This is a genomic window from Dehalococcoidia bacterium, from assembly GCA_041653995.1.
GTDB lineage: Bacteria > Chloroflexota > Dehalococcoidia > GIF9 > UBA5629 > CAIMUM01.
In genome coordinates this window covers 858,082-884,401 of sequence record JBAZEK010000001.1, presented here as the reverse complement: position 1 = coordinate 884,401, position 26,320 = coordinate 858,082, and the positions used below count along the sequence as shown (strand labels likewise).

The 26,320-nt window shown below is 53.9% G+C and carries 25 protein-coding genes; 20 read left to right on the top strand and 5 right to left on the bottom strand.

The window, feature by feature from the left end:
* Positions 1-15: 15 nt before the first annotated feature.
* Entirely contained in the window at positions 16-942 is a 927-nt protein-coding gene (locus WC359_04295) for a PLP-dependent cysteine synthase family protein (GenBank protein MFA5399638.1), read from the top strand.
* Here WC359_04295 and ldhH read toward each other — a convergent pair.
* Together ldhH and WC359_04285 are read right to left on the bottom strand one after the other, a co-directional pair.
* Entirely contained in the window at positions 939-3,080 is a 2,142-nt protein-coding gene (gene ldhH / locus WC359_04290; protein ID MFA5399637.1) for an L-lactate dehydrogenase (quinone) large subunit LdhH, read from the bottom strand. The genes WC359_04295 and ldhH overlap by 4 nt on opposite strands.
* A gap of 25 nt (positions 3,081-3,105) precedes the next feature.
* Positions 3,106-3,807: an LUD domain-containing protein gene (locus WC359_04285; GenBank protein ID MFA5399636.1), complete on the bottom strand. Its 702-nt coding sequence runs from the start codon at positions 3,805-3,807 to the stop codon at positions 3,106-3,108.
* A gap of 152 nt (positions 3,808-3,959) precedes the next feature.
* Here WC359_04285 and WC359_04280 point away from each other — a divergent pair, with 152 nt between their 5' ends.
* Positions 3,960-5,033, top strand: coding sequence for a PilT/PilU family type 4a pilus ATPase (locus WC359_04280; GenBank protein ID MFA5399635.1), 1,074 nt, complete (start codon positions 3,960-3,962; stop codon positions 5,031-5,033).
* Between the two features lie 44 nt (positions 5,034-5,077).
* Positions 5,078-5,587 carry a hypothetical protein gene (locus tag WC359_04275; GenBank protein MFA5399634.1) on the top strand — a complete coding sequence of 170 codons (510 nt, stop codon included), beginning with the start codon at positions 5,078-5,080 and terminating at the stop codon, positions 5,585-5,587.
* 4 nt (positions 5,588-5,591) lie between these two features.
* On the opposite strand, the gene WC359_04270 is transcribed toward WC359_04275, so the two are convergent.
* Entirely contained in the window at positions 5,592-6,263 is a 672-nt protein-coding gene (locus WC359_04270; protein MFA5399633.1) for a TetR/AcrR family transcriptional regulator, read from the bottom strand.
* Positions 6,264-6,530: 267 nt separating this feature from the next.
* Between WC359_04270 and WC359_04265 the strand changes: the two genes are divergently transcribed.
* The 9 genes from WC359_04265 (at position 6,531) to recN (ending at position 16,252) form a co-directional block, all read left to right on the top strand.
* Entirely contained in the window at positions 6,531-7,721 is a 1,191-nt protein-coding gene (locus tag WC359_04265) for a transporter substrate-binding domain-containing protein (GenBank protein MFA5399632.1), read from the top strand.
* Between the two features lie 114 nt (positions 7,722-7,835).
* On the top strand, positions 7,836-8,099 hold the full coding sequence (locus tag WC359_04260; GenBank protein ID MFA5399631.1) for a (Fe-S)-binding protein: 264 nt from the start codon (positions 7,836-7,838) through the stop codon (positions 8,097-8,099).
* Positions 8,100-8,125: 26 nt separating this feature from the next.
* Positions 8,126-9,172, top strand: coding sequence for a 3-methyl-2-oxobutanoate dehydrogenase subunit VorB (vorB, locus tag WC359_04255; protein MFA5399630.1), 1,047 nt, complete (start codon positions 8,126-8,128; stop codon positions 9,170-9,172).
* A gap of 8 nt (positions 9,173-9,180) precedes the next feature.
* On the top strand, positions 9,181-9,978 hold the full coding sequence (locus tag WC359_04250) for a thiamine pyrophosphate-dependent enzyme (protein MFA5399629.1): 798 nt from the start codon (positions 9,181-9,183) through the stop codon (positions 9,976-9,978).
* Positions 9,975-10,505, top strand: coding sequence for a 2-oxoacid:acceptor oxidoreductase family protein (locus tag WC359_04245; GenBank protein ID MFA5399628.1), 531 nt, complete (start codon positions 9,975-9,977; stop codon positions 10,503-10,505). Before WC359_04250 ends, WC359_04245 begins: the two co-directional genes overlap by 4 nt.
* Before the next feature lie 141 nt (positions 10,506-10,646).
* The gene (locus WC359_04240; protein MFA5399627.1) at positions 10,647-11,786 is read left to right on the top strand and encodes a Coenzyme F420 hydrogenase/dehydrogenase, beta subunit C-terminal domain; all 1,140 of its coding nucleotides are present in this window, start codon (positions 10,647-10,649) and stop codon (positions 11,784-11,786) included.
* A 1-nt stretch (position 11,787) separates the two neighbouring features.
* Positions 11,788-13,728, top strand: a complete 1,941-nt coding sequence (locus WC359_04235) for a thiamine pyrophosphate-dependent enzyme (GenBank protein ID MFA5399626.1) — start codon at positions 11,788-11,790, stop codon at positions 13,726-13,728.
* Complete coding sequence (locus WC359_04230) at positions 13,725-14,342, top strand: indolepyruvate oxidoreductase subunit beta (protein ID MFA5399625.1); 618 nt, start codon at positions 13,725-13,727, stop codon at positions 14,340-14,342. Before WC359_04235 ends, WC359_04230 begins: the two co-directional genes overlap by 4 nt.
* A gap of 167 nt (positions 14,343-14,509) precedes the next feature.
* Positions 14,510-16,252 carry a DNA repair protein RecN gene (recN, locus tag WC359_04225; protein ID MFA5399624.1) on the top strand — a complete coding sequence of 581 codons (1,743 nt, stop codon included), beginning with the start codon at positions 14,510-14,512 and terminating at the stop codon, positions 16,250-16,252.
* A gap of 16 nt (positions 16,253-16,268) precedes the next feature.
* On the opposite strand, the gene WC359_04220 is transcribed toward recN, so the two are convergent.
* Together WC359_04220 and WC359_04215 are read right to left on the bottom strand one after the other, a co-directional pair.
* A complete protein-coding gene (locus tag WC359_04220; protein ID MFA5399623.1) occupies positions 16,269-17,411 on the bottom strand; it encodes an iron-containing alcohol dehydrogenase in 1,143 nt (380 codons plus the stop codon).
* Positions 17,412-17,456: 45 nt separating this feature from the next.
* Positions 17,457-18,452, bottom strand: coding sequence for a cation diffusion facilitator family transporter (locus tag WC359_04215; protein MFA5399622.1), 996 nt, complete (start codon positions 18,450-18,452; stop codon positions 17,457-17,459).
* 253 nt (positions 18,453-18,705) lie between these two features.
* Here WC359_04215 and WC359_04210 point away from each other — a divergent pair, with 253 nt between their 5' ends.
* From WC359_04210 to pstA, 8 genes are all read left to right on the top strand, one after another.
* Positions 18,706-19,377, top strand: coding sequence for a Crp/Fnr family transcriptional regulator (locus WC359_04210; GenBank protein MFA5399621.1), 672 nt, complete (start codon positions 18,706-18,708; stop codon positions 19,375-19,377).
* Between the two features lie 91 nt (positions 19,378-19,468).
* Positions 19,469-19,666 carry a 4Fe-4S binding protein gene (locus tag WC359_04205; GenBank protein MFA5399620.1) on the top strand — a complete coding sequence of 66 codons (198 nt, stop codon included), beginning with the start codon at positions 19,469-19,471 and terminating at the stop codon, positions 19,664-19,666.
* Positions 19,667-19,893: 227 nt separating this feature from the next.
* Entirely contained in the window at positions 19,894-21,327 is a 1,434-nt protein-coding gene (locus tag WC359_04200) for a sigma-70 family RNA polymerase sigma factor (protein ID MFA5399619.1), read from the top strand.
* A gap of 104 nt (positions 21,328-21,431) precedes the next feature.
* Complete coding sequence (locus tag WC359_04195) at positions 21,432-22,133, top strand: response regulator transcription factor (GenBank protein ID MFA5399618.1); 702 nt, start codon at positions 21,432-21,434, stop codon at positions 22,131-22,133.
* A 2-nt stretch (positions 22,134-22,135) separates the two neighbouring features.
* Positions 22,136-23,164, top strand: coding sequence for an ATP-binding protein (locus WC359_04190; protein ID MFA5399617.1), 1,029 nt, complete (start codon positions 22,136-22,138; stop codon positions 23,162-23,164).
* A gap of 122 nt (positions 23,165-23,286) precedes the next feature.
* Positions 23,287-24,381: a phosphate ABC transporter substrate-binding protein PstS gene (pstS, locus tag WC359_04185; protein ID MFA5399616.1), complete on the top strand. Its 1,095-nt coding sequence runs from the start codon at positions 23,287-23,289 to the stop codon at positions 24,379-24,381.
* 95 nt (positions 24,382-24,476) lie between these two features.
* Entirely contained in the window at positions 24,477-25,457 is a 981-nt protein-coding gene (gene pstC / locus WC359_04180; protein ID MFA5399615.1) for a phosphate ABC transporter permease subunit PstC, read from the top strand.
* Positions 25,454-26,299: a phosphate ABC transporter permease PstA gene (gene pstA, locus WC359_04175; protein ID MFA5399614.1), complete on the top strand. Its 846-nt coding sequence runs from the start codon at positions 25,454-25,456 to the stop codon at positions 26,297-26,299. Before pstC ends, pstA begins: the two co-directional genes overlap by 4 nt.
* Positions 26,300-26,320: the final 21 nt, after the last annotated feature.

The following is a 26,320-nucleotide window of genomic DNA, read 5'->3' as shown; positions in this document are numbered from 1 at the left end:
CAAGGAGTGAACGCTATGAACGAAATCAAGCACAGGGTATTCGACGCCATAGGTAACACCCCTCTGGTGGAGCTGGGGCCTCTGGACGGTGTGAATCCTCGGGTTAAAATCCTGGCCAAGCTGGAGGGCTGTAATCCCGGCGGCTCGATCAAGGACCGGCCGGCCTATTATATGATCGTAAAAGCCGAGGAAAGCGGGCAGCTGACCCCGGACAGGATCATCGTTGAGCCTACCTCAGGCAATACCGGCATCGCGCTGGCCATGATCGGCTCGGCCAGGGGTTATAAAGTGAAGCTTTTCATGCCTGAATGCGTCAGCACTGAGCGTCAGATTTGCCTGCAGGCCTTCGGCGCCGAAGTTATCCTGACCCCGGCCAAGGAGGCGACCGATGGGGCCATCCGCCGCGCCCGCCAGTTTATCGAGAAAGAGCCCGGCAAATACTTCATGCCCAACCAGTTCGACAATCCCAACAACCCCCTTTCGCATTACGAGACGACCGGACCGGAGATATTCCGGCAGACCAGCGGCGAAGTTGATGTGTTTGTCGCAGGCTTGGGCACTTCGGGCACGCTGATCGGGACGGCCAAATACCTGAGGGAGAAGAAACCGGGGATCCGCGTCATCGCCGTGGAGCCCACGGAAGGCCATACTATTCAGGGGCTGAAAAATATGACCGAATCAATGGTGCCCGGTATCTATGACACCAAGGGATTTGACGAGAAAATAATCGTGGAGGACGGAGAAGCGTTCGAAATGACCAGGATGCTGGCGACCAGAGAGGGTGTCTTTGTGGGTATGTCCAGCGGGGCGGCTGTGGCCGGGGCGGTCCGCATCGCCGATAAAATGGATAAAGGCAACATTGTCGTGATACTACCTGACCGGGGCGACCGCTATCTCAGCACCACGCTATTCCGCTCCGTCTGCGCCAAATGCCCGCCTTAAACCTCACCGGCCAGTAACCTGGCGATATGAACAACTTTAATGGGGCTGTTATTCTTGTGCAGCCCGCCGCGCAACTGTAATACGCAGGCCGTGCAGCCGGTGACTACTGTGTCCACACCGGTAGCCTTGATGTTGGCCAGCTTGCGCCGCAGTATGGAGCCGCACAGCTCGGGATGCGCCAGCAGCGTATCCCCGCCGAAACCGCAGCAGGCATCCGCATCGTTCATTTCCACCAGACTGTAACCGGCCGCCTCTATCAGCTGCCTCGGCTCTGCGGATATGCCCAGCCCGCGCTTGAGATGACATGGGTCGTGATATGTGACTTTCTTTACCTTTGACACTTTGACAGCCGGCTTTGTCCCAAGCTCGGCCAGCAGCTGAGAGAGGTCGCGCACCTTTTCGGAGAGGCGCACGGCTTTTTCATGCAGTTCTTTCAGGCCTGTGGTCAGGCTGAGGAACTCTTTTTTCAGCATAACGGCGCAGCCCGGGCAAACGGTGACGATGTAGTCGGGGTTGCCGCTTGACAGCGCCTCGATATTACGCTGGGCCAGTGCCAGCGCGCTACTGTAATCTCCGGAGAAATAGGCAGGCGCGCCGCAGCAGGCCTGCTCCTGCGGGTAATACGGAGCCAGGCCGCTTTTCTCGAGCAGGCGCATGACATCTTCACCCAGTTCCGGATAAGCAAAGGATGTGACGCATCCGGAATAAAAGGCTACTTTAGGCGATTTGCTTTGAGCGGGGCAGGAGTATTCAGTCAAACGGCTGCGTAATAGATTGATATTTAGTCCCGGCAGGCTGATGGTATCGGTGATGCTGTTCAGCGGGTACGGCAGCCTGTTGATCATGGAATCGGCATCGAGGAAGGGCCCCTGCAGCTTTGCGCAGGCCCTGACGGCGCTTTCCAGGCGGGCGGGATGCTTGATCACACTATACGCCCACCGCTTGCCGGCCGGCAGCCCTTTCTTACGAACGTGTTGAGCGCGCAGCCTGCGTATGAGTCCTGGTATATCGATGCCGGCCGGGCAGACGGATTTGCAGGACATGCATCCCAGACACATTTCCGAAAGCTCCCTTGAGCGTTCCCTGTCATGGTAAAAAGCTGTGAGTACGGTGCCTATGCCTCCCTGGTATACGTGGCCGTAAGTCTGTCCCGACAGCGACGCGAATACAGGGCAGACGTTCAGGCATACACCGCACTTAATGCAGTAGAGAGCCTCCCTGAAGTCGTCCGAATCCCTCATCCGGCTGCGGCCGTTGTCCACCAGCACGATATGCAGTTCGCGCGGACCCTGTCCGCCCGGCAGCGGCAGGCCGGAAACCTTGCCGGTACCCGTGATAAAGGAGGTGTAGACGGTCATCTTGGTGCCAACGCAGCTGCGGCTGAGCAGCCTGAGCACGGCGTTGGCGTCTTCAAAAACCGGCATGATCTTCTCTATACCCACGACGGCGACATGCAGGGGTGACAGCGTGGTCACGAGCTGGCCGTTTCCTTCGTTCGTAAGTATGACGATTGTACCGGTTTCGGCTATGGCTATGTTGGCGCCGGATATGCCCATGTCCGCATCCAGGTAGCACCGGCGCAGGGACTGGCGCACCGTATCCAAAAGCGGCTGCGATTCTGTACTGACCTGTTCGCCCAGCAGCTCGGTAAAGAGGGATGCGATCTGCTCGGTGGTCTTGTGAATGGCGGGACCGACGATGTGGGCGGGTTTCTCCCGCGCGAGCTGGACTATCCTCTCGCCGATGTCTGTTTCATCGACGCGTATCCCGGTGCGTTCCAGGTGATGGCGCAGCCCGATCTCCTCGGTCAGCATGGACTTGGACTTGATGATATGTCTGATGCCGCGCCGGCGGGCCAGCCCGGCTATATAGTCATTGGCCTTGCCGGCGTTCCCTGCTTCGAAGACAACAGCGCCCGCGGCTGCGGCGTTGGCTTTAAACTCTTCGATCAGCGCTGGAAGGTTGTCTATAGCCTTAGCTTTTCTTTCGTGCAGGTCCTGCCGTAGCGCTTCGAAATCGATACCGGTCATGCCCATCTGGCGGCCGAATTTGGTCAGCATAGTGAAGCGGCTCAGCGCCGCCTGCAGAGTTTCGTCCGCCAGCGCCTGCCTGACCTGTTTTCTCAATTTTCCCGACATGAGAGATACTGCAGCCGATGGGTAATCAGGCTATTAATATCAATATATGCTCTTCGGCCGGGCCCTGGGCGCGGGCGAAGATGGCCCCGGGTATGTCGGCGGTCGTGTTGCGCCCGGTCAGGTAGGTAATGAAAGTGGGTACCTTGTGTCCGGGTATGCCGCCGGGGGAGTCTTTGATCAGGTCGGCTGCGTCCGCCAGACTGCCTGCTATACGTGCGCCGTCCAGCAGAGTCAGGTGCAGTTTGGGCAGAGCCGCCGCCAGGCGCGCGTTTCCTTCGTTTTCCAGCGTTACCAGCGTGCCCGTTTCAGCGATGCCGAAGTCCGCCTCGGTGATGCCCAGGCCGGCCCCCGTATAGGCGTCTTTCAGCATACGGCGGGCAACCCGCAGTATGGCCTCCGGCTCGGCAGGCACTTTTTCACCCGTTGCGGCTGAGACGAGTTCAGCGAGTTTATCGATGGGTACTTCCTGCCCCCTTGCTAACTGGGCCGCCCACTGTGCGATCGATGTCTCCATGACCTTGATGCCGGCTTTCGACAGTCGTGCCGCCAAATCCAGCCTGTCGGCGATGGATGAAGTCGACTTGACCACCGTTGTTATCCCTTTTTCTTTAGCCAGGCCCAGCACATACTCCACCGCCTCTTCGGCGGATGATGCCACCTTGATCTGTGCGCCTGTAAGAGCAGCCTCGGTCTTGAATCTCTCCAGTAGTTCATTATCTTTCGGCATCAGTTACCCCGCCCATGTATTTGAATGTTCCGGGGAAGAGAGGTTTGGGCATCGTGTGAAATTATATATTGCGAGCGGGGACATTACCAATTGATAATGGAAACCATAATCTATACAATAGTGAACGGCATAAGTGAGCATAGGAAGGCCAGATGGGAATACAGGATCTACTTAAGATAGCTATCGACAACAACGCCTCTGACCTGCATTTGCGAGTGGGTTCACCCCCCACGGTGAGGATCTTTGGGGTTTTGATCCCCATACCGGATATGGCGCCGTTGACGCCCGGGGACGTAGAGCTTCTTTTCGAGGAGATCACCACCGCCGAGAAGAGGAAGGCTTTTGCGGCCCGGCATGAACTGGATTTCGAATTCAGTGTTAAGAACTATACGCGCTGCAGGATCAATGTGATGCAGCAGCGCTCCACGCTCAGCATAGCGGTCAGAATCATCCCCTATAGCATTCCACCGCTGGCGGAACTCAACCTTCCGCCCGTGATAAAAGAACTGGTCATGAAACGGTCGGGGCTGATCCTCGTCACCGGCGCCAAGGGCAGCGGAAAATCGACCACCATCGCTGCCCTGGTGGAATATCTCAATCAGCACGTCCAGCGCAACATAATTACCATCGAGGATCCGATTGAATATGTCTTCAGGAACAAAAAATGCCTGATCGTCCAGCGTAACGTGGGGCACGATACCGAATCGTTCGATGTCGCCCTGGTACACGCGCTGCGGCACGATCCCGATGTGATAGTGGTGGGTGAGATACGTGATATTCTGACAATGCAAACGGCCATCAGGGCCGCCGAAACAGGTCACCTTGTGATGGGAACCATGCATACCATCGATGCCGCCCAGACAATCAACCGTATTCTTGATATGTTCCCCGACAGGCAGCAGGAACAGATCAGGAACGAGCTTTCTCAGATACTGGTGGCCGTGATCTGCCAATTCCTGATACCTACAAAGGGTGATCAGGGGATGGTGCCGGCCTGTGAGGTCATGCTCACCAACAATGCGATAAGGAATACCATTCGCGAGGGCCGCATACACCAGCTTTATGGACAGATTCAGATTTTCCGCAAGGAAGGGATGCAGACGCTCAACCAGTCGTTGACCGATCTGATACAGAAGGGGCTGATAACCGAGGAACAGGCCTACAACTATACCACTATGATCGAGGAACTGCGGTCTCTGCAAAGCTCATCGCGTAAAGTCTGTTAGGCAGCCGAATTAAAGCGGCCATCGCCGACGGCATTGTATTTCGAATGATAAACAGCAGTCTTAACACCAAGATATTTTTAACGGACAGTGAGTTCGGTGAGCTTTTCGGGCCCGGCATAGCCCGGCTGGTAGGCATCATGAATACGGCCGCGACGGATATCTGCCCTCGCTGCAACGGTTACTGCTGTAAAAATATAGGTTGCCTGTTTTACTCGGAATATTTCAGCACCTGTCCCATCTTCGACCGGCGGCCGCGCGAATGCCGCTATCACTTCTGCAACGAGGTGTTCACGGCAGCGCAGCTGACCAGGGAAGAGAAGGACCTCATGCAGCAGCCCGTGGAAGACCTCATTTGCGGCAGCAAAAGCGAGATTGCCGGCCTATTTTTCCTTTTTCCCGAGTTCCCGCTGGATAAGAAAGGCCTGACAGCGCTGGGTATCAGGGAGGAGGTGCGGCAAATAATAGAGGATTTTGAGAGCGGCAAGCTGAGCGAAGACGCGGCTTTTAGCAGTTTGAAGCAATTGTGCCGGGATGACGCTGTCATCCCGTCCTGAGCGGTTATTTCTCTATCAGCACCATATCGAAGATGAATTTTTTCACCCTGGCGGCGTATTCGCGGTAGAAAAAGGCGGTATTGTCCACGATATATTGCTGTTCCAATCCCAGCAGGATGGAGGAAAAAATGGTGGCGATGTAGTGCTCGTCCACGTCTCTAAAGATCCCCTTCTCCTTGCCTTCCCGCAGAATTGATGAGAGGCTCTCCCTGTAGCCACGGTACAGCTTGCTTAAAATTCGCTGCATACGCTCGTTGAACTTAATTTGCGTCAGGAAATCGAAGGTTACGTATATATATTCCTTTTCATTCTCCACAAGGTTAAAGCCCTGGTCGACGAAGATGCCTAATTTTTCTTTAGGATCGGACTCGCGCTCGAGTGCTCTCTCTAATGACGCACGCACATTTTGCTGCATCTCCCGGAGAAGGGTTACCAGCATATTTTCCTTGTCCTTGAAATAATGGTGTATGAGGCCCGATGAGACCCCCGCCCGCTTGGCTATATCCATCATGGTGAAATTGTAGTAGCCTTTTTCGGCAATGATCTCATATGCTGCACGCGTGATCTGCCTCTTTCTGTAGCTGGCTATCTGTTTCCCGCGCTGAGCGCGGTTCAGCTTGTTGTTCTTTTTTACCACCACTCTCGTCTGAAACACCCTGCTCTTCTTTTGCGGCATTAATAACTCCTATTATTGCAGATCAAGATCAAGTCGACGTCTCCAGCGCTGCACCGCATTATGATATACAATTCCGGCTAATTGTTCAATCAATCAATGGATTGACTATTGGTATCATACGGGCTTGCGGGCGCATCAAACGGTGCAAAAGCGCAATATTATACCACGGATAAATATGCGCCTGTAAGAGTCTGGACATTTGCATGAGACGTGTGTAAAAATATGAGTCAATCGGCTATGATGCTTTAATTTAAGGAGGCACGTGTGATGAGAATTTTCGCCTGTGTGCTGCTGGCAGCATTGATACTGCTTTCAGGCTATAACTGTGCGCCGCCCGACGGAAAGCTGCGCATCATTACTGAAGATTATCCGCCCTATAACTTTGCTGACGAACGAGGTAATATCACCGGTCAATCGACCGAGATAGTGCGGTCGTTGATGAGTAAAACGGGAAATGATAGCTCTATCGAGCTGATGCCGTGGTCGAAAGGATATGAGATAGTGCAGAGCCAGCCAAATACCATGATTTACTCTATCGGAAGGATGCCTTTCCGTGAAGAGATGTTTAAATGGGTGGGGCCTATCGGGTTCGTGGATCATTGGTTTTATGCCAGGCGGGGATCGAACATCACGATCAGCTCCCTGGACGACGCCAGGAAGGTTAAATCCATCGCAGTCTATAAGGATGATGCCAACCAGCTTTTCCTGCTGGAGAAGGGTTTTGCCAACCTGAATGTCAGCGAAAACGATGTACAATGTATCAAGAAGTTGATGGACGGCAAAGTGGATCTCTGGCTGGGGCCTTCACAGGGATTCCATTTCCTCGCCTATGAGGCCGGAGTAAATCCCGCGGAAATTGAGCCGGTCTCGTATGTATGGAGGGCCGACTGGTACATCGCTTTCAACCGCCAGACGCCGGACGCGACCATCGGGGCTTGGCAAAAAGCACTGGACGACATGAAAAAAACAGAGAGTTCCGATGTTTGCAGCCTTTATGACAGCATAATCACAAGCTATGTTTTACCCCGCTACACAACGGACAGCGTGCCGAAAGAAGCTGTTGTCCACCTTGTGGACAGGACGGCTGCGGATATTGTGGCCGATGCCGGCGGGACGATCCGCAAGATTAATGCCGGCGAAAGCCCTTACAGGGATAAAGACAGGTCCGATCTATATGTCTATGTCTTTGACAAGTATGTAACCGAGGCGGCCAACGCCAGCAACCCGGCGGTGGTTGGACGTAACCTCAAAGGTGTCCCCGATATGGCGGGGAAACTATTCCGGGACGCGATTGTAGATGGCGCGCTTAAGAATGACACAGGCTGGGAGGATTACATTTTCACCATGCCGGGAAAGATCGGCCTGTTCTATAAATCCGTATATTATAAGCTGGTCACGGGCAGTGACGGCAAACAGTACGTGGTCTGCGTGGGCCGCTATAAGGACAAACCGGAATAGCGTATAAGGGCGCCGTTTCCATATGCGCCTCTTGACATATAATTCGTGTGTATGTAAACTATGTTTCTGATTGCGCTTTTTTCAGGCCATAGAGTAATTTGAAGGATTGGTGCATTGCTAATCTCTGAAAGCAGGAAAACCAACTACATAGTAATAGACAAGGACAAGTGCAAGGCCTGCCATTACTGTATTTCAGTATGTGCCAGGGAGATCATCGGGACATCCAAAGAGATTAACAGGCTCGGCGTGAATTTCGCCGAGGTGATTCCTGATAAAGCACACGAATGCACGGGCTGCAAGTCATGCGCAATCATGTGCCCCGACGTTGCTATCTCGGTTTTCCGCAGCCGCGTCCTGGAAGCCGGCACCATTTCCTGACCATTAATAATCCGAGGAGCCGACCTATGCCCGAAAGGACCCTCATGGGGGGTAATATTGCCGTAGCAGAAGGCGCCATACTCGCCGGGTGCCAGGCTTATTTTGGTTACCCCATCACACCGCAGAACGACCTGCTCGAACACATGGCTCGCCATATGCCTGAGGAGGGCAGGGTATTTCTGCAGACCGAGAGCGAGCTGGCCGCCATCAATATGGTTTACGGCGCCGCGGCCGTAGGCTTCCGCGCCATGACCTCCACTTCCAGCCCCGGTTTCAGCCTTCAGCAGGAGGGCATCTCCTACATGTCGGGCGCCGAGATGCCGGCTGTTATAATAAACATAATGCGGGCCGGGCCTGGACTGGGCAACATCGGGGGAGCACAGGGCGACTACATGCAATGCACGCGGGGTGGCGGGCACGGCGACTACTATCTGATTAATCTGGCGCCGTCTACCGTTCAGGAAATGATGGACCTGACCATGCTGGCCTTCGAGCTGGCGGATAAATACCGTAATCCGACGCTGGTTATTGCCGACGGTTTTCTGGGACAGGCCATGGAGCCCGTAGTCATACGTGAGCGGGTGAAGAAATTTCCGGAAAAGAAGTGGGCTATAACGGGCGCCAAAGGGAGGCCCAAGAACCGTATCAACTCCTTTGAGATGAATCCCATCGATCATCCCAGACGGATCAAGCTGTTGCTGGATAAATTCGAGAAGATGCGTATCAACGAGGTACGTTACGAGGCCCTCAATACTGAGGATGCGGATATCATAGTGGTCGCTTACGGCAGCGCAGCCAGGTCCGCCATCAGCGCCATGAAGATGGCCCGCAGTAAGAAACTCCGCGTGGGCCTCATCCGTCCCATCACGGTGTTTCCCTTCCCCTATCAGCCGTTGGCCGACCTTGCTGAAAAGGGCTGCAAGTTCGTAGTGGCCGAGATGAGTGGGGGGCAGATGCTGGAGGATGTCAGGATTGCGGTGGGAAACCAGAATGAGATAAAGCTGGTGAATACATACGGCGGTGTTCCGTTGGAGGCCGATCCCATATTTGAGGCCATCGATTTATTGATGTAGTAATTTCTATGAGTGAAGTTGAAATGGATGATTACGATAACGTGATCTTTACCCGGCCGGACATCATGGTCGACCGTCCCACGCACTTCTGTCCGGGATGCGGCCACGGTATTATTCAGCGGCTGGTCGGAGAAGCCCTGCAGGAGCTGGACCTTGTGGAGCGGGCTATATGCATAGGTTCTATCGGGTGCACGGTGACTGCCTATGAGTATTTTAAAGTCGACGGCATGGAGGCGCCCCACGGGCGTGCGCCGTGTGTAGCCACAGCCATCAAGCGATGCAGGCCGGACCTGGTGCCCTTTGCCATACAGGGAGATGGCGACCTGGCCTCCATCGGCGCCGGCGAGATAGTACACGCGGCCGCCAGGGGAGAGAAGATCACCATCATTTTCGCCAATAATGCTACTTATGGCATGACCGGAGGGCAACTCGCTCCCACCACACTGATGGGCATGTATACGGCGTCCACACCGGGCGGCCGCACCGCCGAGCAGTCGGGCTGGCCCATCAGGATGAGTGAAATGCTTGCCACGCTGGACGGCCCCGCCTATATCGCCAGGGTGGCCGTGAACAATCCGGCCAACGTACGCAAGGCCAAGAAGGCCGTTGAGCTGGCTTTTCGCACGCAGCTCGCCGGCTTGGGCTTCGCCATGGTTGAGATACTCTCTATGTGCCCCATCAACTGGAGAGTGGATCCGGTGAAAGCGCCCCAGTGGATGACAGACAACATGATACCTCAGTTTCCCCTGGGTGAATTCAAGGTGTTACCCGGGGTTGCCGAGCTCAAGAAGGGGGACGGGAGTTGAACTGGGAGATAACCATCTCGGGGTTCGGCGGACAGGGCCTGCTCTTCATCGGCAGGCTGCTGATGGAATCAGCTTTCAAAGCAGGCCTGGAGACCACCTGGTTGCCCTATTACAGCGGTGAAAAGAGGGGTGGGATGTGCTCCTGCTTCGTGAATATCTCGGACGAAAGGATCGGCTCCATTTTTATCACACATCCAGATATCGCTGTGGCCATGAACCCGGCCGCCATGAAGATGCTTGAGCCCACGGTCAAGACCGGCGGGCTGCTGGTGGTTAACACCTCACTGATCAAAACGAAGTCCAAGCGACACGATATCAAGGTCGTCTATGTGCCGACCGTCGAGACTGCTAAAGAGCTCGGCGACGAGTCGGTCGGCAACCTGATCGCGCTGGGCACCGTCATCGCCAATACGGATGTAGCCACCACATCGAGTATCATCAAGGTGCTCAACCAGATGCTCTCCAAAGACAAACGGCAGCTCGAACTGAACAAGGCTGCCCTGCTCAAAGGCTGCGAATACAGCTAAGATATGATCGTTCTGCACAACCTTTTCTCCACTCTTTGCCCGCAAAGCGCCACGTCTGAAATTGATTATTACCCGACGCGGATTTAAAATTAGCTTTGATTTTGTTCATTGTGTATCCCTGATCATAATAAGGAGGCTTCCATGGTCGCTAAAACAAAGGGAATCGGGGACCTTTTCAAGGAAGTAATCGATAAGGGGCTCTGTGCTGTGTGTGGGGCTTGTGTGGGGGACTGCCCTTACGTGGTTTTTTATCGGGGGAAGATACGCATGCTGGACTTATGCAACCGGACAGAAGGGCATTGCTACGAGTATTGTCCCCGAACTTTTACCGACCTGGACGCCATCAGCGACAATATACACGGCATGCCATACAGCGGCGATGAGATCGGAACTGTCAGGAAAGTCCTTATGGCCAGGGCCGGCGATAGCAAAACCAGGGCGAAAGCTCAGTACGGCGGCACCGTTAGCGTGCTGCTGTCTCTGGCATTGGATAATGGCTCAATCGACGCAGCCATCCTGTCCAAAAACACCGACGACAAGCTGCCCGCCGGATTCGTAGCCCGATCGTCCGCGCAGGTGCTGGAGGGAGCGGGGTCCAATTACATGGCCTACCCTGCCCTGGAAACTCTCAACAGGATGCCCGGGGACAGTAAAGAGAGGCTCGGCATCGTGGTTACGCCCTGCCAGGCCATCGCTCTGGCTAAAATGAAGGTAAGCCCGCCGTCCCAGCGTGTCAGCATGGAAAATGTGAGATTGACTATCGGCCTTTTCTGCACCTGGGCACTGGCCTACGACAGGTTTTACGAGTTCATCAAGAACAACGTTTCAATCGCTAAGATCAAGAAGTTCGACATCCCGCCGCCCCCTGCCAACAGGTTCGATTTTTACATAGGCAAAGAGGTCAAGTCCTTCTCGCTGGATAAGATCAGAAAGTATAGAATGTCCACCTGCGCATATTGCCTGGATATGACGGCCGAGTTCACAGATATATCTGTCGGCTCGGTTGAAGGGATCGAAGGCTGGAATACCGTGATCGTACGAACACAGCGGGGCATGGACTTGGTCGTGGATGCTCAAAAGAAAGGAAAGCTCGAGACAAAGGAATTGCCTGCGCAAAACCTGATGCACCTGAAAGAAGCCGCCTTAATTAAAAAGGCGCGGGCCGTACAGGCCATAGTCGAGAAAACGGGCGATAGAAACGACCTGATATACCTCGGTATATCCGATAAACTAAAGGAGAAACTGCTCGCCCACCGGGTAACACCGCAAGGAGGACATTAGTATGCCGAATATAGATGTCGATGCCCCGGGCAGTAACCAGTTATTTATAGGCAATGAGGCCATGGCGCGGGGAGCACTGGAAGCGGGAATCGGCTTTGCATCAGCTTATCCCGGGACTCCTTCATCGGAGATCCTCGGCAGCCTGGCTGAGGTGGCCAGGAAACGTGATATCTACGTGGAATGGTCGGTAAATGAGAAAGTTGCCATGGAAGAGGGGGCTGCCGCATCCTTTGCCGGCATCAGAGCGCTGGTGGCCATGAAAATGAACGGCCTTAATACCGTGATTGATTTCCTGTCAACGATTACTCTCAGCGGCATAGGTAAAAAAGGCCTTGTCCTGATGGTGGGCGATGATCCCTCCGCCCATTCCAGCTCGAATGAGACGGATTCACGTCCTGTTTCCAAATGGCTGGACATACCGCTGGTTGAGCCCGGCGATTTTCAGGAAGCGAAGGACATGATGCCGTTCCTGTATGGAATAAGCGAGGAATTTGGCACGATTTGCATGATGCGCAGTGTGACCAGAATCGCGCATGCCAGGGGCAATATCAGGCTGGGTGAAATTCCAAAAGTCGCACAAAAGGCGCGCTTTGAAAGCTACTTCGATCCGGCGGCGCCGATGCCCACCTCCATCATGTGCGTTCCGGTTGCTTTCCGGCATATGTTCCAGCATATGCGGATAGATAAAATCAGGGAGAAATTCGAGGCCACCACGTTCAACAAATATGTCGGCCCCGAAAAACCCGACCTATTGGTCATCACCTCCGGTTCCGGCTGGCTTTATTCTCAGGATGCGGTCAATGCGCTTAAGGCTGAAAACAGGGTCGGCATATTGAAATTGGGCACACTGTGGCCGCTGCCCGAGAAGCTGGTGAAGTCCTGCTTGTCCAGGGCGGACAAAGTCATCTTCATCGAGGAAACCGATCCATTCCTGGAGGGTGTTGTGATGGAGTATGCCGCCGGTTTCTCTGCCGAGAGCAAGCGCAACATGTTCTACGGTAAGCAGACCCGCCACCTCAACTCCACTGGCGAGCTTACACCGGACGCGGTGATCAAGGCCATAACCTCTGTGCTGGATATCAAGTATGCGCCAAGGGATGAGGAATATATGAAGAAGGTTACAGCCGTCCCTCAGGACCACGTTATGGACAGGCTGCTAACCTTCTGCCCCGGCTGTCCTCACCGCGCTTCCTTCTGGGCTATCAAGAACGCGCTGGCCATGGACGGTCGCAACGGCTTTGTCACAGGCGATATAGGCTGTTATACCATGGCTCTGGGCCCCGCGGGATTCTTTCAAACCAGGACGCACCAGTGCATGGGCGCTGGAGCCGGGCTGGCCAACGGCTTCGGCCAGTTGCACCGCTTCGGCTTCGACCAGCCGGTAGTTTCAGTGGTGGGCGACTCCACTTTCTATCATTCCATCATCCCCGCACTGGTAAATGGAGTGCATAACCATGCCAATTTCACACTGGTCATACTGGATAACGGGGCGACGGCCATGACAGGTTTTCAGCCGCACCCTGGTACCGAGTTTACCGCAATGGGTGAGCCTGCTGCACACATCAGTATGGAGGATATATGCCGGGCCATCGGCGCACGGGTGGAGGTGTGCGACCCCTTTGATTTGAAAAATACCACACGCACAATACTTGACCTGGTGGAGCAAAACCAGGGTACGAGGGTCGCCATTATGCGCCGCACGTGTGAACTCGTCAGACAGAAGAAGGATAAGAAACCTTACAAGATGCGGATTGATCCTGAGAAGTGCCTGGGCGAGGATTGCGGATGCAACAGGCTGTGTACCCGCGTCTTCCGCTGCCCGGGATTGATCTGGGACCCCGTGCTCGGCAAAACCAGGATCGACGAGGTGATTTGTAACGAGTGTGGTGTCTGCGCCGACATATGTCCCGAAGGCGCCATAACCAAGGAGGCTGTAGCATGAAGAGACTCTCAAAAGATCCCATTAATCTGGTTGTGGCGGGTGTTGGCGGCCAGGGCAATGTTATGGTCTCGCTGGTGATAGGCAACGCGCTGGTACATGACGGATATTTCGTTACCATAGGTGAAACTTACGGCTCATCGCAGCGCGGTGGCTCCGTCATGAGCCATCTTAAAATCTCAACGGAGAAGCAGTTCAGCCCGCTTATCCCTGAAGGGCAGGCTGATGTTGTGCTGGGGATGGAGCCCGTAGAAACGCTGCGGGTGCTGAAATCCTTTGGCAATCAAAATGTGGTCACCGTGGTCAATCCGCGGCCGATCCACGCAGTGGATTTCACCGGCTCGGGAGGTGGATACCCGGATATGAAATCACTGCTGGGGCAGATAAAGAGCATGTCTACCAAAACATATGTTGTTAACGCCACGGAAGAGGCGCTGAAAATGGGCAACGCCATGCTGGCTAATATGATACTCATAGGCGCCCTGCTAAAAAACGGCCTGATACCTCTGTCCGAGGATTCCCTCCTGCCGGTGATCAAGGGCATGTTCCCTAAAGCCGTGGCAGACAATACAAAGGCACTTAAGGCGGGCATCGATCTGGTCAGTATCCTGAGCTAACAGGACTATTTCAGGCCGTGCTGCATGGCTATAACGGCCGCCTGTGACCGATAAGTGTCAGGCATTTAACCTTAACGCACCCCCTATATCAATTTGACAAATAGAACAATTGTTCTCTATGATAGTAGAACAAGTGTATTATTTCCTGCGAATACAGGAGGCGCGCTATGTTAGGGGAATTGCATATCAGGAATTTCGCTGTCATACGGGATATCTCTATACGTTTCGTACCTGGTTTGAACGTGATAAGCGGGGATGAGGGCACGGGCAAATCGCTGCTGGTAGATGCTTTAAGCTTGATGATGGGCGCCAGGGCGCCATCCGGTTTGATCCGAAGCGGTAGCAGGGCTGCGCACGTAGAGACTATATTTTGGCCGTCCGAGGTCACGATCGGCCTGATCAGGGGGATACTTGAGGAGAGCGGCATCGAGCCCGAGGCCAACGGGATGCTGCTGATATCGCGCGATTTTCAGGATGGCGGCCGGAGCATCGCCAGGGTCAACAACCGGGCGGTGCCTCTCTCGCTGCTGAGGCAAATCGGACGACACCTGGTGGACATTCACGGCCAGATGGAATATCTGTCCCTGCTGGATAGCGCCAATCAGCTGATGCTGGTCGATAAGTACGGCGAACTGGAAGGCAGGCGTAAAGAGGTCAGGAGAACCATCGAGGAATTGCGGGCAAAAGAGAAAATCCTTGGCGCTTTGGAGCACAGGGAAAAGGACGGATACATCGATCTTCTCCAGTATCAGATCGATGAGATAGACGCTGCCGCGCTGGACGGTATAGATGAGGAATCCATGCTCAGGGAAAGGGATATTTATCGCAGGGCCGGCGCCATCAGCGGGGGATGCCTTGACGCCTATGCGACCCTCTACGGCGAGGACCGGTCTGTGTCGGTGCTCATGCACAAAGTGCTGACCTGTTTGAGGGGCATCAGCTCCGCCGATTCACGCCTGGCGGAGTTTTCGGAAGGGCTGGAGGGTGGATTGGCTGCCATCGAGGAGACGGCTCGGGAATTGAGGTCTTATGCTGAAAACGTGGAGAATTGTCAGGAAAAGCTGGAGGAGATCGAAAATAAAATCGAGATGCTTTCTGCGCTGAAACGTAAATACGGCAGCAGCATCGACGCGGTAAAGGCTTTCAGGGATAAGGCTGTATCCGAGCTGCTGGCATTGCGTAACGGCAAAGAGACGAGGGCAAGGTTGGAGGCCGAAAGGGCGGAGCTCAAGGCCGAAGCCGGCAGGAAAGCTGAAGAACTCTCTCTGGCCAGGCGCAGTGCCGCGGAGAAGCTGGTCAGGCTGGTCAACAGCGAACTGGCCGATCTCGGCCTGGAATGGGCCAGGTTCGATATCGCGCTTTCGCGCAGGGAGGATGCTCAGGGGCTTTCTGCGGCAGGCGGCAAAGCATATGCCTACACGGGGGACGGTATCGACCGGCTGGAGTTTCAGGTGGCCACCAATCCCGGTGAACCCATCAGGCCCATGTCAGCCATCGCTTCGGGAGGCGAGACCTCACGCATAGTGCTGGCTGTGAAGAGCGCGCTCAAGATTGCAGATCCCATTCCCACGCTCGTCTTCGATGAGATAGACATGGGAGTGGGCGGCAGGAACGCAGACTCCGTCGGCCGCAAGCTGGGCAGCCTGGCAGGCTTCCATCAGGTGCTGTGTATAACACACCTGCCGCAGATCGCCTGTTTCGGCGACATTCATTTCAAATTGAATAAGGTCATCGAGGGCGGAAGGGCGTCGAGCACGGTTGAGACGATCGAAGGACAGGACCGCATCAGGGAACTGGCCGTCATGCTCGGTTCCGAGAGAAATGGTGGAGTCATGATGAAGGGCGCCGAGGCCTTGATCAAAAACGCCGAGAAATGGAAAAGCGGGGCAAGAGAGCTGGTGGTGGCGTGAACCCGTAGATTAATCGTTAGAAAGATTTCTTGTATATTGAGATTATGGACGCCTTGTCCAGCGGGATGGGGTGGAACTTGACCCAGGGCGCCGTCCTGAGTGCGTTGTCGGCCAGTGCCTCGAAATCAGCTTCCTTAACACCGAGGGCGCGCAACCTGTGGTCCATGCCGACTGTATGCAGCCAGTTCTGCGTCGCTACTATGCCGTCGCTTGCCCCGAATACGTTCTGCCCGAGCTTTTCGACGCGTTCCCGGCGGGCTGGAAGGGTGAACTTCATCCATTCGATAAGCAGCGCCGCCAGACCGTCGCCATGGGCCAAATCGTAGATTGCGCTCAGAGGATGCTCCAGCCCGTGCAGCGTCATTAAGCCTGTACCACCCCCAAGGCTGGAGAATTGCGAGCAGGCTATGGTGCTGGCCCAGGTTAATCTGGAACGTCCCTCTATATCATCCAGCCTGGCCAGTACATCAGGAAGCGCTTCGACCACCGTGCGCATGGACGATTCGCGCAGCCCGTCATTGATCAGCGTGCATTCATGTGCCGTGATATATGCTTCGACCAGGTGGCAGAAGATGTCAATACCGCCCTGGGCCGTCGTTTTGGCCGGGACGGTTAAGGTCAGGGCGGGATCGACGATGGATACGGCCGGATAAGTGGAGGGATGCATGAGGACCACTTTTTCATGCGTCTCCCAGTTCGTAATGACCGCCCCGTTGTTGGCTTCGGACCCGCTGGCCGCCACTGTGGGTACGGCTATGATAGGAAGAGCCTTTATCTTGCTGTTGGCTTTACCTTCGTAGTAGGAGAAAATAGGCTCTCCTCCCGCTGCGGCCAGGGCGATGCATTTGGAGGCGTCCATCACGCTGCCTCCGCCCAGCGCAATGACCATCTCGACCCTCTTGTCCCGCGCAGTCCTGGCAGCAGTGTCGATCGTGGATGTGCGAGGATTGGGCTCCACTTTATCGAAAATAACTGACGTGACACCGTTGGCCGCAAGGTCCCCGGTCGCTTTCTCCAGCACGCCCGTTGAGCGCATGCTGCGTGATCCTGTGACCAATAAGGCGGACTTGCCCAAGCGGGCCGTCTCCTTGCCAAGCTGTGCAAAGCTGCCCTGGCCCATGATAAAACGGATCGGCATATGGAATTTGCTTATTGCCATCTTAACTACCTCACTGCTTTGAATTCTAATGAACCGTTCGAGCGGTCAGATCGTCTGCCTGGTCTTCTTCGCAGCGGCCGCCGCCGATTGCTGTATAGCTGTTCTCTCCTCTGATGGCAGCATACAACCGCTGGCGCAGGCTTTTTTACACAGGCCGTCGCAGGGTTCAATATGCACCGTCAGGTCTGCCCCGCTCAGTTTACCCCTCACTGCCGCGGTCATCTTCTCGGTGATTTCATGGGAATCGCTGACCGTCATGGCGGGGTCCACCACGATATGAAGGTCTATAAAGCGCGCGGCGCCGGATTTCCTGGTGCGGATGCGGTGGATGGACCTTGCAGTGGGATACCAGCTCTGTAGATAGCTCGACAGCCAGTACAGTTCATGGGCCGGCGGGCTGGTGTCGATAAGGTCTTTGGTTGCTCCCAGGGTCAGGTTGAAGGCTGCCCGCAGGATCAGCGTGGCCACTAAAATGGCCGCCACAGGATCGATCCAGGTCAAATTTATATTAGGCCACAATCTGGCGCCCACCCAGATGACCGCCAGGCCTGTCAGCACCCCTGCAGAAGTCCAGACGTCGGTGCGGAGGTGCCAGGCATCTGCGATAAGGGCAGGCGAATCTGCCCTTTTACCCACGGTAAAAAGTAGCTGCGATACGATTATATTGGCCACCACAGACAGCAGCATCACAGCGATGCCCCAGTCGATCGTTTCCAGCCGCTGGGGGGCGATGATCTTGTTGACCGCCTCAACGACGATCCAAACGGCGGCTATGACGATCAGCAGCGCCTCGGCCAGTGCGGAGATGTCCTCGACCTTGCCGTGGCCGAAGGGGTGCTCCGCATCCGGACGCCTGGCTGAGATTCGCACGGCAAAGAAAGCTATGACCGAGGCGATCAGGTCCATGGAGGAATGCGCCGCCTCGGACAGTATCGAGATGGACCCTGTAAGTAAGCCGGTTATCAGCTTCAGAATAACCAGCATGCAGTTAGAAGCCACCGACAGCAGCGCTACAGAAGTCTTCTGTTTCTGAATTTCCATATTTTAATTAATAAGACTCCGTGGAACCTGTGTTCCCACGGAGTCTTAGTCCGTTGCTTTTGGCCCGACCGCGCCATATATGTGCGGCAGCGTCTGTTGCAGGTTAGCACATTATAAGGACTTGAATAATTTCCAGTCAAACTGCATGTATTTAGAGCGCGCGTTACTGCCTCAGGAGGCACATCGCAGGCCATTTCATAATAGTGCAGGGACTGGTATAATTTGATAAATTTCAGGTATTGATGTAAGCATAATGAATATAACGATTGAGAATATAAGCCGGCTGAGTTATTTTAACGGTGTTGAAAACGACAGGTTGGCGGGTTTGCCGTCCCTGTTTAACAGCAAGTCTTTCATTAAAGGGCAGACCATCGTATCCGAGGGGGATAAACAGGAGAACCTGCATTTCGTTAATACGGGCGTGGTAAAAATATACAAGACCTCGTCCGAGGGCAAAGAGCAGATTATTAAGATAGTCCGGCCGGGCGAGTCGTTCAACGACACGGCGGTTTTCGGGGGCAGCTTTTGTCCTTACAGCGCACAGGCTCTGGGCAATACCACCATAATATACTGGATCCATAAAAATGACCTGTTGCCCGTCATGGAGAAGAACTGGCGCATAGTGCGCAATGCCCTCGAGATCCTATCGGAGCAGGCGCGTTTGCTTTTAACACTGGTGGAAGACCTGTCCTTCAAAAACGTCACCGGTCGCGTGGCTAAAATACTATTGCAGAATGCCGCCCCCGGTCCTGAAGGCTATCAAAGGTTGACTCAATACGAGATGGCGGCCATGGCGGGGACCGCCAGGGAAGTTGTGGGCAGGTCTCTCAAGAATTTGGAGGACAGCGGCGCCATCAGCCTGGAAAGGCACCGCATTGTCATCAAAGACCGGAGCTACCTGGACAGGCTGGCAGGATTGAACTGAGGTGATTTAGGTTACATTGTACTACATGGTAAAGAGCTAAAATACAAATATAATTGACATGTTATCTGAGGAGAAGAACCGATTGCCCATAATGCCCGTCATTGACCATGCCAGGTGCGACGGATGCGGCCTTTGCGTTACGGTATGCAAATGCGGCGCCCTCGTACTCCATGATAATACCGTGGCTATACTCGAAGTTGATAACTGCGGCTGGTGCACCGACTGTGAGCTTGTCTGCGCAACCGGTGCATTGCAGTGTCCGTTTGAGATCGTTGCCCTGGAAAGCTGACGGCAGCCCCCGCCGGACCCTCATACTTATTTGATCGGGCTATTGTTGTTGTTTCCGTCGCAACCTTTTTGCCGTTCGGTACGTTTTACTATTTGCGACCTAAGTCGCTTACCGGCAAATCAGCATAGACTATTATATTTGTGCTGAAAATTCATAAAGAATTCACAATTTTATTGTTGAATGAGTATACTCCGCGAAGTTGGGGATTGCGGAAGGAGTTTATAGATATGGCCAAGATGAAACAAGGTGTAAAGACCATGGAAAAAATTGGTATCGACTGGGGATTAGAGCACATAGAAGGCAATAGGACATCCAGTGAATCAGCTTACGTTAAAGCTGATGTGGAGGACGTTGTTTTCCCCGATGATAGGAAAAGCAGCGATTACTCCGAGGATTCGGTCAGTCTGTATATTGCCGAATGCAGCAAAACTCCCCTGCTCACGTCCAGGGATGAGAAGATTTTAAGCAGCCGCATGGAGCTCGCAAACTACCTTTCCCATGTGGAGAAGCAGTTGCCATCCGTTACTTCCAGGAGATCCCGTGAGGTCGATGTTATACGTTTCCTCATATCGCGCCTGGCGGTTCACAGCAACCTGATGGAAAAGCTGCTCAAACATTATCATTCGTCCGGCGCAGCAATCCTTTCAATGAAAGTCTCGGACAGCGCGCTGAGGGCCCGTATCGACGACGTAATCATTGAGGAGACAGTGCAGTTCGCAGCCAAAGCCACTCATACTGAAACCGAGGAGGCGCTGCAGGATATAACAGAGCTTTCAATAGTTACGCGCCTTATACCATGGCAGATAATAGACGGCTATCACGAGTATAAGAGCGTTGCCGAGTTGAAAGATGCATCGGTTAAATCGGAATTTGCCAGGTACGTAGAGACCCAGAGCCTGAAACTGAGGGAGCATTTCGCAGCTTTAAAAAAGTCCGGCCGCGAGGCTGCTGAGCACATGATCAAGGCGAATCTCAGGCTTGTGTTGAGCATGGCCAAGAAATACAGGGCGCGCGGCATGCCTCTTTCCGACCTCATCCAGGAGGGGAACATAGGTTTGATGCGCGCCGTTGAGAAATTCGATTACAGGCGCGGATTTAAATTCAGCACCTATGCCACCTGGTGGATCAGACAGGCCATCAACAGGGTAATATCCGACCAGTCGAGGACCATCCGCCTGCCCGTGCATACGGTCGAAACCATTACCAAGATGAATAATGCACGGCAAAAGCTGCTGCAGAAGCTGGGACGAAAACCGACCAGCGATGAGATCGCCACCGAGATGGGGGTCGAAACAGATAAGATAGACTGGCTGGTGAGTATTCTGTACGCGGAGCCGGTATCATTGGATATTCCCATCGGCGACGATGAGAGCCAGTTGAGTGACTTCATTCAGGACGAAGTCAATCCGGCGCCGGAGGATGAGGCGGCCAACAGCATGCTCAGGCAGCAGTTCAGGGATGTCCTGTCCTCGCTGACCGACCGTGAGCGCAAGATCATCGAAATGCGTTACGGCCTGGACAACGAACAGGGCCTGACCTTGAAAGAAGTCGGGCACGAGTTTGGCCTGACGCGTGAAAGGATCAGGCAGATTGAAAAAGAGGCGCTGGCCAAGCTCAGACACCCAAGCCGCAGCCGCAAATTGATCGACTATTTAGCTTAAGCATTCGGTTGTTAAACACTTGCAGCACTCGCAGCGTTTGTAATGCTGCGAGTGTTTGTTTTATGCTTAGTTGGCAATACACGGCAGATATTTTTTATAGCTCCATGAGTGCCAGTATTCTTATTGTTGAAGATGACGATACTCTGAGAGAGTTGCTTGAGTATAACCTTAAAAAAGAGGGCTATGGTGTGCTGGCCGCCGTCGATGGGGCCCAGGCGCTGGAGATGTATCGCAGCAATAAGCCTGCGTTGATTATTCTGGATATCATGCTGCCGGTTATGAGCGGGACAGAAGTATGCAGGATAATCCGTGGGGAATCACAGGTACCTATCATCATGCTGACTGCCAGGTCGGAGGAAGTGGACCGGGTGGTGGGCCTCGAGCTGGGAGCGGACGATTACGTAACCAAGCCCTTCAGCATGCGCGAATTATTATCCAGGATCAAAGCCGTGTTGAGACGTTCGGAAGCCGTAAAGGACGCAGGAACGGCTGCCGCCGGAAGCAGTGGATTTCTTGAGGCCGGCGATATAACAGTCGATCTCAAGAAGCACGAAGTAAGCAGGAGCGGAACAAAAGTGGAGTTGAATCCCAAGGAATTTGAGCTGCTGGTATTGCTTCTGAGCAATCGCGGGCAGGTTATCAGCAGGGAGCAGATATTAAGAAAGGTATGGGGTTATGACTTCATTGGAAATGACAGGACAGTCGACGTTCATATGCGGTGGATGCGTCGCAAGCTGGAAACGGATCCCGATAATCCGCAGTACCTGCTCACAGTGCGAGGATATGGGTACAAATTTGCAGGCTGATTGTGAGCGGTTCGAAAATGCCTGAAAAAGGTTATTTATATCTTTTATCATTGATCGATGAGGGCATATTTGTGCTTGGCGAGCGCCGTGAGATCCGGTATATGAACCAGGCCGCCGCGCGCATATTCGGCATTGCTGACGATAAAAGTGGGAATACGTCGTTTATCGAGGCCGTCAGGGACTACGAATGCGACGCCCTTGTGAAGAAATGCATCAGTACCGGCGTTCCACAGACTGCAGCGATCAAAATTCGCGGAAAAAACCAGTACCTGGATTTAAAGGTCTGCCCCGGCGCCGAAACCCGTAGCTATATCGTAATTGTGAAGGACCTTAGTGAGAAGCGACATTTGGAAGAGATACGCAGGGACTTTATCTCCAACGTGTCGCATGAGTTTCGCACCCCCATTTCCTCTATTAAACTGATTGCTGAAACACTGTCCGATGGAGCACCGATAGATAGCGAGGTTTACCTGGATTTCCTGCAGAAAATAAATGTGGAGGCCGATAAACTGGCTCGTATGACAGACGAGTTGACAGAGCTTTCCAGGCTGGAGAATAGTGAGCCGGTGTTGATCAAAGATACACTGAAAATAGATACCCTGGTCAGACAGGTGGTGCAGCGCTTACAGGCGCAGTCAGATAAAAAGAACCTGAGCTTGAATCTGGATATCCATCCCGATTTACCTGCTCTGGTCATCGATCAATATAGGATCGAGCAGGTATTGTTGAATATAATTCACAATGCAATAAAATTTACGGATCCGGGCGGTTCGATTTCCATTCAGGTTGATAAACAGGGCAGCGATGTGCTTTTTGCTGTGAGCGATACGGGCATCGGGATAGCGGCCGACGAACTGCCGCGCATTTTCGAGCGTTTCTATAAGGTCAATAAGGCCAGGGATGATGAAGGTACCGGTTTGGGACTGGCCATATCACGCCATATTATCGCTGCTCACGGCGGCAAAATATGGGTGGAAAGTGTTGAGGGCAAAGGATCGGCCTTCTTTTTCACGCTTCCGATGGGCGCCTGAACTGCGCATAGCGGGTTTTAACACAAATTTAACATCGGATTAATGCTTCCTTTATATAGCGGCTGTAGACTGAATATGGTGACAGATGCATATGTCACTGAAAAATCATTAAGGAGATCAGCTTGAGCAAATCGAGTAAAAACCGGATTGCGTCTATTATTGCCATCCTGATTGCATCGGTCATGATGACAGCCTGCGGAACACCGTCCGGCAGTCCTTCAGGTACGCCTTCTAAGTCAATTAATCTCACTGGAGCGGGCGCCACCTTTCCCGCTCCCCTCTATACCAAGTGGTTTGATGAGTACAACAAGCTCACCGGTGTAAAGGTCAACTATCAGCCCATCGGATCGGGTGGCGGCATCAGCCAGATCACGGAGGGTACGGTTGATTTCGGCGCCAGCGACGGCATTATGACTGAAGTGCAAATAACCAAGGCGGAACAAAAGAACGGGACTATTCTACATATTCCCATGGCCAGCGGATCTGTAGCTGTCATATACAACCTGGCCGATATAGACAAGGGCCAGCTTAAACTCACAGGCGAAATGCTGGCCGATATCTATCTTAAGAGAATTACCAGGTGGAATGACCATGCAATAGCATCGCTTAATCCGGACCTGACGTTACCAGATGCACCCATAGCTGTCGTCTTCCGCTCTGATGGATCGGGCACAACTTATATCTTCACCAATTACCTTTCCAAGGTCAGCCAGGATTGGAGTTCAAAAGTAGGCAATGCCACATCCGTCAAATGGCCCGGCGACATCGGTGGACAGGGCAATGCCGGTGTGGCCGGGCAGGTGCAGCAGATCCCCAACTCCATTGGATACGTGGAACTGGCCTATGCCGAACAAAACAAACTGGCATGGGCGAAGCTAAAGAACTCGGCTGGTAACTTTATCGAACCTTCGCTGGAGGCGACCACGAAAGCAGCGGAAGGTGTGTCTTTGCCGGATGATATGAAGGTAATGCTGACCGACTCGTCCAATCCGGAAGCCTATCCCATCGTTGGATTCACCTGGATACTGGTATATACCAACCAGAAGGATAAGGACAAGGGAGAAGCCCTGGCTAACATGCTCTGGTGGGCGATTCACGACGGCCAGCATTATACCAGCGCGCTTAGCTATGGCAGTCTGGCAAGCACGGCGGTGACCAAGGCCGAAACGGCTATTCTTTCTATTAAGTACCAGGGACAACCTTTGATCACCCGCTGATCGGGTGGATTCAAGCGATAGATACTGGAGATGCGGGAAGGGTCCGCCTTTCCTGCATTTACGTATTGTTGAGTTCATAATAGACGGTTGAAAATATGGATAAGTGCAAAACCGATACATCTCTTACAGCAGTTGGAAGCGATACTGGAAGCGCAGTGCGGGCACGCGTCGGCGATAAAATCTTTTCCCGTCTGACACTTTTCTTCAGCGTTTTAATCGTGGCAATACTGATCGCGCTGCTTATCGCACTAGGTATCGATGCATGGCCGGCCATCCAGAAGTTCGGGCTTTCATTTATTACATCCTCCGAATGGGATCCGGTCAACGAGGTCTTCGGCGCCTTGCCGGCGATCTACGGCACGCTGCTGAGCTCTCTGATCGGCCTTCTAATCGCCGTGCCTATCAGCCTGGGCTCAGCCGTGTTTTTGAGTGAGCTCGCCCCCGACTGGTTGCGCAGGCCGTGTTCTTTTGTCATCGAGATGCTGGCTGCTATACCCAGCGTGATTATTGGATTATGGGGTCTATATGTGATGGTGCCCTTTATCAGGAATCCCATCGAGACATGGCTGGGAAGCAACCTGGGCTTTTTGCCCCTTTTCCAGGGGCCTCCTTTCGGCGTGGGTTTTCTCTCCGCCGGAATTATCCTGGCAATCATGGTGATACCCATCGTCACGGCAGTCAGCCGTGAAGTTATAGCCGCGGTACCACTGACTCAGCGCGAGGCCATGCTGGCGCTGGGGGCAACCCGCTGGGAGATGATCACCAGGTCTGTATTGCCCTATTGCCGCACCGGCCTGGTGGGTGGTGTGATCCTGGGATTGGGCCGCGCGCTCGGCGAGACCATGGCTGTGACAATGGTTATCGGTAATTCCTACGCCCTTTCGCTTTCGCTCTTCTCCCCCGGTACGACCATTGCCAGCAAAGTGGCAAGCGAATTTAATGAAGCCTCCGGGGACCTCTATATAGGCAGTCTGATCGAGCTGGCCCTGGTTCTCTTCGCCATCACGCTGCTGGTCAATATTATTGCCAGGTTACTGGTATGGCGCACCGTTTCCGTGAGGGGGACAGGCGAGTGAAAGCGCAAAGCGGCTATTTCAGGCGCCAGCAGTTCAGCCGGATGATGCTCGTGCTGTGCGGAGTTGCCACAGCCATTGTGATACTGGTTCTCATCCTGATACTCGGTTATACGCTGGTCAACGGCATCTCTTACCTGAGCCTGGATTTCATAACCCAGCAATCCAAACCGGTAGGTGAGGCCGGGGGAGGTATGCGGGACGATATATACGGTACTTTTATACTGGTTGGGCTGGCTTCGCTCATCGCCCTGCCGGTGGGACTGATGGCAGGTATATTTCTGGCCGAATTCGCCGGGCCGAAGATGGCGTCAGCCATCCGCTTTGCCGCCGATATACTAGCCGGCGTACCGTCGATTATCGTGGGCGTTTTCGCCTATGCCATTCTCGTACGTCCCATGCATACCTACTCGGCCCTCTCGGCGGGAGTAGCACTGGCAATAATCATGATTCCTGTAGTAGCGCGTACCGCCGAGGAGTCGCTGCGCCTGGTGCCGAATTCACAACGCGAGGCCGCTCTGGCCCTCGGCATCAGCCGCTGGCGCATAACTCTGGGCGTGATCGTGCCGGGCGCTGTCACAGGCATAGTCACGGGCATCATGCTTGCCGTGGCGCGCATAGCAGGGGAGACGGCGCCGCTGATATTCACCGCCCTGGGCAGCGCCTTCGGTGTACAGGGCCTTACCCAGCCCATAGGAGCCTTGCCTTTGCAAATATACCGCTACGCTCTGTCTCCCTACAGCGATTGGCAGCAGCAGGCCTGGGCGGCCGCTTTCCTGCTGGTGATACTTGTTCTCGGTATAAATATCGTTGTGCGTTTGGTCAGCGGCAGGAAAAAGAAATAAAAGTCTGTAAGCAAGAGGAAG